Raw genomic sequence first — 8,340 nt, 5'->3', positions numbered from 1 at the left:
CGATCAGATAAGTGAGGTGGTCGGCAAGCATCGCACCAGAAAGTTAACAGCCCGGCGCTCCGTTTACAACCACTTCTCGCCCCCACAAACAAAAATGCCGTTCAGCGCTAACTGAACGGCATTACCGCGATGCGGGGCTTTTCAACTTTCACGTCCGGCGTTTTCGACGCCAGGAACGAAACGCTTACGCGTTATAGCCGTTCGATTCGAGCGAGCGGATACGCTTTTCGAGCTGGACGATGTCCGTCGATTGTGCAAGATACGCTTCGCGGCGGCGTTGCTCGGCAGCTTCGAACCAAAAGCTCAGTTTTTCGATCAGGAATGCAAACATGATGTTCTCCAAGGTCTTTGAAAGATCCCTGGCAATTTCGGGTCAGGAATTACCCGCACTAGGGAATACCCGGATTATAGAGGAGAAAAGTTGAGCCGGGGGAGTGAAATGCTTGAATACTGTGCATTCGGTTTCGGAATGGTGCGGGCAGGCTAATTGCTTAAGTCACTGATTTTTCGGACAATTACCCAGACTCGGATTGGGATTTCGTTCGATGAGCACCGAATTGGTGCATCTACTGCGCCAACTTGTCCAGAATCGGGCAATCCGGTCGATCGTCGCCGTGGCAGTGAGTCGCCAGATGCGACAGCGTGTCGCGCATGTCGGTCAACTCGGCGATTCGCCGGTCTAGTTCCGCGACGTGCTCCAGTGCAATCGACTTCACCTCGGCGCTCGCGCGCGACCGGTCGTGCCACAAGGCCAGAAGCTTGCGGATGTCGTCGACGAGAAAGCCGAGCCGGCGCGCCTGTCGCACGAAGCGCAGCGCATGCACCTCCTGATCGCCATAAACGCGATATCCGGACGACGTCCGCCCGACCGGATTGAGCAAGCCGACGCTCTCGTAATAGCGGATCATCTTCGCCGTCACGCCCGAGGCGCGGGCCGCTTCGCCGATGTTCATCGTTCGCTCCTGAAAAAATATCATCCCGACTCTACACCTTCCCATCATGGCAAGGTATACGATGACGCTGATCGAAGTCTTTTCAAGAGAGAACTGCAATGACCGAGTTCGAAGTTCAGGGCATGAGTTGCCAGCACTGCGTCGCGGCCGTGACGCGCTCGATACAGGAAATCGACCCGCACGCGCGGGTTCGCGTCGATCTCGAACGCGGCAAGGTCGCCGTCGAGTCCGGTCAATCGACCGACGCGTTGAAGGAAGCCATCGACGAAGCCGGCTATACGGTCGTCGGCGTCGCTTCGGCATGAGGGCGAGCGAGCATTTCACTGTCGCGGTGATCGGCGCGTCGGGATTGCTGGGCCGCGCCATCGCGGGCGAACTGGCGAGCGCGCCCGGCGCGAAGCAATGGCGCATCGTGCGCACGGCCCACAGTCGCGCCGACGCGCACAGCGTCAAGCTCGACCTGCTCGACCGTGACGCGGTGTCCGCCTTCTTTCGCGAGTTCGCGCCCGATGCGATCGTAGTTGCGGCGGCGGAGCGCCGTCCGGATGTCTGTGAAAACGATCCGGCGCACGCGCGCGCGCTGAATGTCGATGCGTTGCGCGTGATCGCGAGCGAAGCGCGTTCGCTCGGCGCGTGGGTTCTATCGATTTCGACCGATTACGTGTTCGATGGCACCGCCCCGCCCTATTTCCCCGACGATGCGCCCGCGCCGCTCAACGCTTATGGGCAAAGCAAGCTGGATGGCGAGCGCGCGTTGCTCGAAAGCGATCCGGCGTCGTGCGTGCTGCGTCTGCCGTTGCTGTATGGGCCGTTCACCGGCTGGAACGAATCGGCGGTGACGAGTCTCACGCCCGCGATCGTCGAATCGGCCGATCCGGCGCGCCCGCCCGCCTCGATGGACGCCTGGGCGACGCGCTATCCGACGTTCACGCCCGATGTCGCCGTGGTGATTCGCGGCATGCTCGAACATCATGCGAAAGGGGCGACGATTTCCGGCATCACGCAATGGTCCGGCGACGAACCGATGACGAAGTTCGATATCGCCCAACGCATCGCGCGGACGTTGAACGTGGACGCGAAGCTCGTCGCGCAACGCACGCCGACGGACACGACGCCGCGCCCGCGCGATTGTCATCTCGACTCCGGCCGGCTGGAAGCGCTGGGCATCGGCCGGCGTACGCCGTTCGACAGCGCGATCGCCACGCTGCTCGCCAACTATCCGGACATGCCGGATCAGTGAAAATCGCGGCTCGGCGCGGCGAGACGGCCGAGCAGCGCGCTATGGTCTTCGAGCCGTTGCGCCACGAGATGACGCACGTCGCCCTCCATCTGCCAGACGCCATGAACGCCGAGCAGCGACGCTCCCAGCAGCACCTTGCGCTGCTTTTCGACAAGGCCCGGCCAGACGATCACGTTGATCGCGCCGGTTTCGTCCTCGATCGACACGAAGATCGTGCCGTTTGCCGTGCCCGGCCTTTGCCGCACCGTCACGATGCCGCACGCCCGCACGAAGCGTCCGTTCCTGATGCCCGCGAGTTCGGCGGCGGTCTTGAAGCGCAGGCGTGAAAGCTTGCCGCGCAAAAGCGCGAGCGGATGACGATTGAGCGTGAGCCCGAGGCTCGCGTAGTCGTCGACGATTTCGCGGCCTTCCGATGCTTCCGGCAGCAGGAGCGGCGCCTCGCTCATCGGCGCATCGCGGAGCAATTCCGGCGCGCGCTGTTGCGCGGTGACCGCCCACCACGCCTGACGCCGATGCCCCGCGATGCTCGCCAGCGCATTGCCCGCCGCGAGCGCTTCCAGTTCGCGGCGCGACAAGGCGGCGCGGCGCGTGAGATCGTCCACGTCGATGAATGCCGCCTGTGCGCGCGCCACCATGATCCGCTCGGCCGCCGCCTGCGGAAGACCCTTGATCAGTTGCAGGCCGATCCGCACACCCGGCCCTTTCGCGCCGTATTGCCGTCCATCCAGCTCGACGCGCTTTCTGAGTCTGCGCGCCGCTCGCCGCACGGTCTTCCGAAACACGCGCTCCGACGCGGCCGCGCCATAGAACTGCTGGCGCCGACGCTCCTTGCCGGCATCGAACACGACGCGCTCGCCATTGCCGGAGCGCGCTTCCAGCACCGATTCCCAATCACTCAGGGAAACATCGGGCGCGAACACCGGCACGCCGTGACGCCGCGCGTCCTGCACGAGTTGCGACGGCGAATAGAATCCGAGCGGCTGGCTGTTCAGCAAACCGGCCAGAAACGCCGCGGGCTCGTAACGCTTGATCCACGCGCTGAAATAAACGAGCAGCGCGAAGCTCGCCGAGTGACTTTCCGGAAAGCCATATTCGCCGAATCCCTCGATCTGCTTGCACACGCGCGCGGCGAAATCGTGCTCGTAGCCGCGCGCAAGCATCTTCGTCATGAGATCGGCCTGATACTTCTCCAGATGACTGCCGCGACGCCACGCGGCCATCGCGCGGCGCAACTGATCGGCCTGCTCCGCCGTGTAGCCCGCCGCGACCATCGCGAGCTTCATCACCTGCTCCTGAAAAATCGGCACGCCGAGCGTGCGGCCGAGCACCGGCCGTAGTTCCTCTTTCGGATATTCCTCGTCTTCCAGCCCCTGCTTGCGGCGCAGATACGGATGCACCATGCCGCCCTGAATCGGGCCGGGCCGCACGATCGCCACTTCGATCACGAGGTCGTAGTACTTCTCCGGCCGCAAGCGCGGCAGCATGCTTTGCTGGGCGCGCGATTCGATCTGAAACACGCCGATGGTGTCCGCGCGGCAGCACATCTCGTAGACGGCCTTGTCCTCGCGGCGAATGTGCCGGATGCCGAAACCCGGCACGCCCCGCCGCAACGCGACGAATTCGAGCGCGCGCCGGATCGCCGACAGCATGCCGAGCGCGAGCACGTCCACTTTCAGGAGCTTTAATTGATCGATGTCGTCCTTGTCCCACTGGATCACGCAGCGGTCTTTCATCGCGGCGTTTTCGATCGGCACGAGCCGCGACAATCGTTCCCGCGCGATCACGAAACCGCCGACGTGCTGCGACAGATGCCGCGGAAAGCCCCGCAGCTCGCGTGTCAGCCGGATGAGATGCTTCGTGACGTGAGAGTCGTCGCTGAAGCCTGCTTCCCTGAGATAGCCCGCCACCGCCGACGGCCCGTCCCACCACTGTTGCGACTTGCCGATGCGCTCGATCAGCGACGCATCGAGCCCGAGCGCCTTGCCGACATCCTTGAGCGCGCTGCGCGTGTGATACGTGATGAGCGACGCCGCCAGCGACGCGCGATGCCGCCCGTACTTCCGATAAATGTACTGGATGACTTCCTCGCGCCGCTGATGCTCGAAATCGACGTCGATATCGGGTGGCTCGTTGCGCGCCTGAGAAATGAAGCGCTCGATCAGCAAGCCCATCCGGACCGGATCGAGCTCGGTGATGAACAGGCAATAACAGATGATCGAATTCGCCGCCGAGCCGCGTCCCTGACACAGAATGTTCTGGCTACGCGCGAATGAAACGATGTCATTCACCGTCAGGAAGTACTTTTCGTATTCCAGCCTGGCGACGAGCGCCAGCTCTTTTTCGATAAGACCGATCGTCTCGGCATCCATGCCGTTCGGCCAGCGTTGCAGCGCGCCCGCCATCACTCGTTTGCGCAGATAGCTCGCGGGCGTCTCGCCGGGCGGCACCAGTTCTTCGGGATACTCGTATTTGAGCTCGTCGAGCGAAAAGATGCAGCGGGCCGCCACCTTCAGCGTTTCCCTGATCGCCTCTTTCGGATACAGCGCGCCGATACGCAGACGCGTGCGCAGATGCCGCTCCGCGTTCGCTTCGAGCGCGTAACCGCATTCGGCGAGCGGCCGGTTCAGGCGAATCGCGGTCAGCGTGTCCTGCAAAGGCTTGCGCGAGCGCGCGTGCATCAGCGCGCCGCTCGCCGCGACGAGCGGCAATCCGCTCGCTTCGGCGATCACGCGGCACGAAGCAAGGCGCTCGTCGTCGCTGCCGTCCTGCCAGAGTTCCAGCGCGAGCCATGCCCGGCCCGCGGCAAAGCCGGCCAGCCAGTGCGCGCGGTCGAGCGTGTCGGCGAGCGTCGCCGATCGCTGCGGCACGAGAATCAGGATGCAATCGGGCAAGTGCTTCAGATGCGCGATATCGCCGCGCAGATCGGCCGCGTTGGATGACGCGGCGGGATCCGTGAAGTCCTCCGGACCGATCTTGTAGCGGCCCTTGGGCGACCGGGCGCGCGCTTGCGAAATCAGCTCCGACAGGTTGCCGTAGCCCGTCCGATTCGTCGCGAGCGCGATGAGCGTGCAGAACGGCTCGCCGTCGTCATCCGTGAGATGCAGTTCGCTGCCGATGATCAGCTTCAGATCCTGCTTCTTCGGCGGCGGCTCGCCGGCACGCTCCGCGGCTTCGGCATCGGCGCGCGCCTTCGCTTCGATATCCTTGATCGCGGCATGCGCGCGCACGACGCCCGCGAGCGAGCATTCGTCCGTGATCGCGAGCGCGGTGTAGCCGTGCTCGAGCGCTGCCGCGGCCAATTCCTGCGGATGCGACGCGCCGCGCAGAAACGAGAAGTTGCTCAGGCAATGCAGTTCGGCATAGCCGGGCAACAGCGCCGATGCCGACATCGCACCGGGAAACGCGGCCTTGTCGTCGCCTTCGTCGCCCTCGCCCGGACCGATGATGTCGCTCAAATCGTCCATGGCGGCATCATCCGAAAAAACCGTGCAGGAACCAGTCGCCGGTGAGACGTTCGCGATAAAGCCAGAACATGCGCCCGCGATCGTCGGCGGCGACGTAGTAATCGCGCTGGACGCCGTTGCCGTCCCACCATCCCGCCTCGATGCGCTCGGTCCGGCTGATCAGCTTCAGCGGGCGCCGATAGAACGGCCGCTCGTTGCGCAAGAGCAGCTTTTGCGGCGTTTCGAGTATCCACGACGGACGCGGCTGCGACGGCACGGCCAGATCGGGAAGCTCGAGCGGCCCGTCGGATTCGGCTTGCGCTTCGGTGGGCGCATCGGCTTTTGCTTCTTGCGTTTTCAACGATTTCTTCGCGCGCTTCGGCTTCGTTTCGCTGGCAGGCTTATAAGCTTCGACCGTCATCGCCGCTTCGGGCCGATGATCGTCTCGCGCGACCAGTTGCACGACGTTCTCGGCGCCGAGCCGCGCGCTCAGACGTTCGAGCAGTTGCGCCAGCGATTCGCTGTCGGAACCGGGCATCGGGAACAAGGTCTCGGCCGGCGGCGCATGCTCGCTGACCTTGTCGGCAACCAGCTTCATCTCGATCACGGGCGCGGCGAGCGTCGTCTGATTCAGCTTCTCGCGCAGCAGCCAGAGAATGTGATCGGCTTCGCGCGTCGGTACGGCCCATGCGACCTTGAACGTCGAGGTTTTCGGCGCGTGACGGGCGGCCAGTTCGTGCTCGAGCAAGAGCGAAAATTCGCTGACCGCCGCATGATGCGCGCTCAACCAGCCGGCGAGTTGCAGCACGAGCCGGCGGGCGGCGAACAGCAATGCGTCGGCGCTTTCCACGCGCGCCTGCAATTCGAGCCGCGCCTCGAACGACGCCGGCGCGCAAAACGCCTCGCGCGGGTCGGGCGCCTGCCCGTACGCCTGCGCGAGCCATTGCAGGACGCCTTGACCGAAGCGACGCGCGACGCCCTTACGCGGCAGACGACGTAAATCGGCGAGCGTTGCGCAACCGATCTGCTCGAACACGTTGCCGTGCGAATGCGCCGACGGAATGAGCGATACGGGCAATGCATCGAGCACGTGGACGAGCGTCGTCTCCTTGACGACACGCACGCGACGCGCGACACGACGCGTCCGCGCATGCGCCAGCAGCCACGCGCCCCATGCTGTCGGCGCGCAGCCCATGCGCGAGGTGAAACCGCATCCTTTGACCGTCGACGTCACCCTGGAGAGCAACGCGCGCAATCCGCCGAAGAGCCGCATGCTTGCGCCGACTTCGAGCAGCACCGTATTCGCGTGGGCCAGCACGACTTTGGGCGTAAATGCGAGCAACGCCAGCGCAACGGCTTCGAGCGCGTTTTGCTCCTCGCGAATATCGACGGCGAGCAGCGTCAGTCGCGGCGCCAGCGCGAACGCATGCGAGCGTGTGCTGCCGGGCCGCACGCCGAGCCGAAACGCGGCGAGATCGGGCATCAGGATGCGCGCGTGATCGGCGAGCGCGAAGCACGGCTGATCGATGCCGTCATTCGCCGTCGAGCTCGCTCCAGGCGATGTCGAGTTCGCCGGCGCTGAGGGCATCGAAGGCGGCCTGACGGCTTCTAGCGATAAAAGCGGCAATGTCACCGCTATCCACAACATGTTTGACCTCTCGTGCTTTCCTTGCCTGATGCGCACGACGAATGGGTTCGGGCAGCGCAGGCATCTGCAGCGGCAAGCTCAACTGCAACGGCTTGCCCAGCAATGGGCCACGCCGTTTGATGATGTCGATTTCGAGCATGACGGCTTGCATCCATTCGCGACGGTTCATCGTCTGTGCGCTGGCGGGAAGTATCGGTTTGCAGACCATGCGCAAAGGCGCGGCGGATGATTGCTTCGCCGCTTTGAGCGGACGGAACAGAAACGCCAATGACTGCGCTTCCTGAGCCGCAACTTGCAGCCTTCTTAGCGCTTCGGGGCGCACTTGAGGAAGCCAGATCAGCACAGCGCCGATGCCTTCCTGCTTCAGCGACTGTTCCGCAGCCCAAAGCACCTGATCCTCGGGTGCCTTGACCCAGACCAGTTTGTGGACCGCGATTTTCATCGCCCGCAGCGCAGCCAGATTAGGCTTCCACGGTGGCGCGACGAAGATGACGGAGCGGTCTTTGCGCACGGTCAGTTCCCGAAGCATGTGTGCGAGCAACCTGATTTCGCCCACGCCGCTCTCTTCGATCAGCAACTCGGTGACTGTGCCGGGCATCCAGCCTGCGCCGGGCAAGGCCAGGTCGAGCGTCCGGAATCCGCTCGAGATGATGTTCGAGTCGGGATCGTTGATCGGACTGCCCTGCCAGATCTGACGCTGCAGATGCGACGTCAGCCCGATGTCGAGCAATGAAAGTGCTGCACCCATGAGTTTTCCCCGTCCAGAGCGAATGCAAGGGCCTGCTCATGGTTCGAGCACTCGGTGGTCTTTGGTTTTACTGTATATTTATACAGTATTTTGGAGGGGGAGGGTAAACATCGGACGTCGGAAGGTACGTCGATGGCTGACTGCGGAAGGAATTTGGTAATGTTCGTGCGAATTCGCCGCTCCAACGCAAAAACCCCACCTTTGCGGGGTGGGGTTTTTGTTTGCAGCATAAGGAGCCTGACGATTACCTACTTTCACACGGGAATCCGCACTATCATCGGCGTGGAGTCGTTTCACGGTCCTGTTCG

7 protein-coding genes are annotated in these 8,340 nt (G+C 63.5%); 2 read left to right on the top strand and 5 right to left on the bottom strand.

Features of this window, described 5'->3' with window-relative positions; genetic code table 11:
* Window positions 1–184: 184 nt before the first annotated feature.
* Both NOV72_RS31460 and cueR read right to left on the bottom strand, forming a co-directional pair.
* On the bottom strand, window positions 185–331 hold the full coding sequence (locus tag NOV72_RS31460; RefSeq protein ID WP_075583840.1) for a DUF3563 family protein: 147 nt from the start codon (window positions 329–331) through the stop codon (window positions 185–187).
* 235 nt (window positions 332–566) lie between these two features.
* The gene (gene cueR, locus NOV72_RS31455) at window positions 567–953 is read right to left on the bottom strand and encodes a Cu(I)-responsive transcriptional regulator (protein ID WP_106858409.1); all 387 of its coding nucleotides are present in this window, start codon (window positions 951–953) and stop codon (window positions 567–569) included.
* A 98-nt stretch (window positions 954–1,051) separates the two neighbouring features.
* On the opposite strand from cueR, the gene NOV72_RS31450 reads away from it, so the two are divergent.
* Complete coding sequence (locus tag NOV72_RS31450; RefSeq protein ID WP_106858407.1) at window positions 1,052–1,258, top strand: heavy-metal-associated domain-containing protein; 207 nt, start codon at window positions 1,052–1,054, stop codon at window positions 1,256–1,258.
* Window positions 1,255–2,193: a dTDP-4-dehydrorhamnose reductase family protein gene (locus tag NOV72_RS31445; RefSeq protein WP_106858406.1), complete on the top strand. Its 939-nt coding sequence runs from the start codon at window positions 1,255–1,257 to the stop codon at window positions 2,191–2,193. Before NOV72_RS31450 ends, NOV72_RS31445 begins: the two co-directional genes overlap by 4 nt.
* On the opposite strand, the gene NOV72_RS31440 is transcribed toward NOV72_RS31445, so the two are convergent.
* From NOV72_RS31440 to imuA, 3 genes are read right to left on the bottom strand one after another with little or no spacing between them, the layout of a single operon-like run.
* Window positions 2,187–5,657: an error-prone DNA polymerase gene (locus NOV72_RS31440; RefSeq protein ID WP_245933235.1), complete on the bottom strand. Its 3,471-nt coding sequence runs from the start codon at window positions 5,655–5,657 to the stop codon at window positions 2,187–2,189. The two genes, NOV72_RS31445 and NOV72_RS31440, sit on opposite strands and share 7 nt — an antisense overlap.
* Before the next feature lie 7 nt (window positions 5,658–5,664).
* Window positions 5,665–7,224 carry a Y-family DNA polymerase gene (locus NOV72_RS31435; protein WP_106858405.1) on the bottom strand — a complete coding sequence of 520 codons (1,560 nt, stop codon included), beginning with the start codon at window positions 7,222–7,224 and terminating at the stop codon, window positions 5,665–5,667.
* A complete protein-coding gene (imuA, locus tag NOV72_RS31430) occupies window positions 7,169–8,032 on the bottom strand; it encodes a translesion DNA synthesis-associated protein ImuA (RefSeq protein WP_106858404.1) in 864 nt (287 codons plus the stop codon). The genes NOV72_RS31435 and imuA overlap by 56 nt, the downstream gene beginning before the upstream one ends.
* Between the last annotated feature and the right edge of the window lie 308 nt (window positions 8,033–8,340).

Origin of the sequence: Caballeronia novacaledonica, from assembly GCF_900258035.1 — a bacterium.
GTDB classification, from domain to species: domain Bacteria; phylum Pseudomonadota; class Gammaproteobacteria; order Burkholderiales; family Burkholderiaceae; genus Caballeronia; species Caballeronia novacaledonica.
Note: the sequence above shows the minus strand (reverse complement) of the source record. Positions and strands in the feature narration are given on the sequence as shown.

Coding starts and splice junctions, on each gene's coding strand:
- NOV72_RS31460 (WP_075583840.1), bottom strand. CDS start 331: ATGTTTGCATTCCTGATCGAAAAACTGAGCTTTTGGTTCGAAGCTGCC.
- cueR (WP_106858409.1), bottom strand. CDS start 953: ATGAACATCGGCGAAGCGGCCCGCGCCTCGGGCGTGACGGCGAAGATG.
- NOV72_RS31450 (WP_106858407.1), top strand. CDS start 1,052: ATGACCGAGTTCGAAGTTCAGGGCATGAGTTGCCAGCACTGCGTCGCG.
- NOV72_RS31445 (WP_106858406.1), top strand. CDS start 1,255: ATGAGGGCGAGCGAGCATTTCACTGTCGCGGTGATCGGCGCGTCGGGA.
- NOV72_RS31440 (WP_245933235.1), bottom strand. CDS start 5,657: ATGGACGATTTGAGCGACATCATCGGTCCGGGCGAGGGCGACGAAGGC.
- NOV72_RS31435 (WP_106858405.1), bottom strand. CDS start 7,224: ATGCCCTCAGCGCCGGCGAACTCGACATCGCCTGGAGCGAGCTCGACG.
- imuA (WP_106858404.1), bottom strand. CDS start 8,032: ATGGGTGCAGCACTTTCATTGCTCGACATCGGGCTGACGTCGCATCTG.